The organism is Streptomyces sp. NPDC050625, assembly GCF_040654755.1.
GTDB lineage: Bacteria > Actinomycetota > Actinomycetes > Streptomycetales > Streptomycetaceae > Streptomyces.
The window spans coordinates 1-1,030 of record NZ_JBFAIQ010000130.1 but is presented as its reverse complement, the minus strand read 5'-3'; the positions used below and the strand labels follow the sequence as shown (position 1 = coordinate 1,030).

Sequence of the window (1,030 nt, the reverse complement as noted above, 5' to 3'; positions counted from 1 at the left end):
CTAGGGCCCTTCTGATGGCTCTTGCTTGAGTGGGTGGATCAGCGCTCGGGTTGGGCAGGAGCGTCTTATGGTGCGGCGGCATGAACTGACGGACGCTCAGTGGCAGATGATCGAGCCGTTACTGCCCGCCAACGGCAAGCCGGGTGGGCAGTGGGCTGATCACCGCAGAGTGGTCAACGGGGTGTTGTTCCGGGCCCGTACCGGTGTGCCCTGGCCTGATCTGCCCGAGCGGTATGGACCGTGGCAGACCGTGTATGAGCGGCATCGTCGCTGGTCGGCAGACGGAACCTGGCAGCGGATCCTGGCAGAGCTGCAGATCGAGGCCGATGCCACGGACCCCGACGGCCAACTCGCCAAGGCCATCGAGCAGGAGGCCCGGCAGCGCACCCAGGAGTGGGCGGTGAACATCGACTCCACTTCCTGCCGGGCGCACCAGCACGCGGCCGGGGCCCGCCACCGGCCACCGCGTGGCTTCCCACAAAAGGGGGCGGTGCGCGTGTGGAAGCCGATGGGCGGGAGGCGCTGGGACGCTCGCGGGGCGGGCTGACCAGCAAGGTCCATCTGCTGTCCGATGATCGTGCCCGCCCGCTGACCTGGCAGACCTCGCCGGGTCAGCGGGGCGACAGCCCGATGTTCGTCGTTGTGCTGGAGGGCTTACGGATCCGGCGGCGCGGGCCGGGCCGGCCTCGCTGTCGTCCGGATCGAGTCCGCGGCGACAAGGCGTACTCCAGCCGCGACAACCGCGCTTATCTGCGTAATCGGGGAATCAAGGCGACCATTGCCCAGCCCGATGACCAGCGGGCCAAGCGTCGTCGCAAGGGTCGGGCCGGGGGACGTCCGCCGGCCTTCGACAAGTCGCAGTACCGCCGCCGCAGTGCCGTCGAGCGGTGCGTGAGCAAGTGGAAGCAGTTCCGCGCTGTCGCCACGCGGTACGACAAACGCGACTACATCTTCAACGGCACCCTGGCTGCGGCGGCGATCGTCATCTGGCTCCGAGACATCGTCCAAGAGCCATCAGAAGCGCCCTAGC

The 1,030-nt window shown here is 68.3% G+C and carries 1 protein-coding gene; it reads left to right on the top strand.

Annotation, left to right across the window (positions count from 1 at the left end):
• Positions 1-67 precede the first annotated feature (67 nt).
• A protein-coding gene (locus AB0I54_RS48225) for an IS5 family transposase (protein WP_363302768.1) occupies positions 68-1,029 on the top strand; the annotation gives its coding sequence in 2 pieces (ribosomal slippage) (positions 68-508 and positions 511-1,029; 960 coding nt in all).
• Position 1,030: the final 1 nt, after the last annotated feature.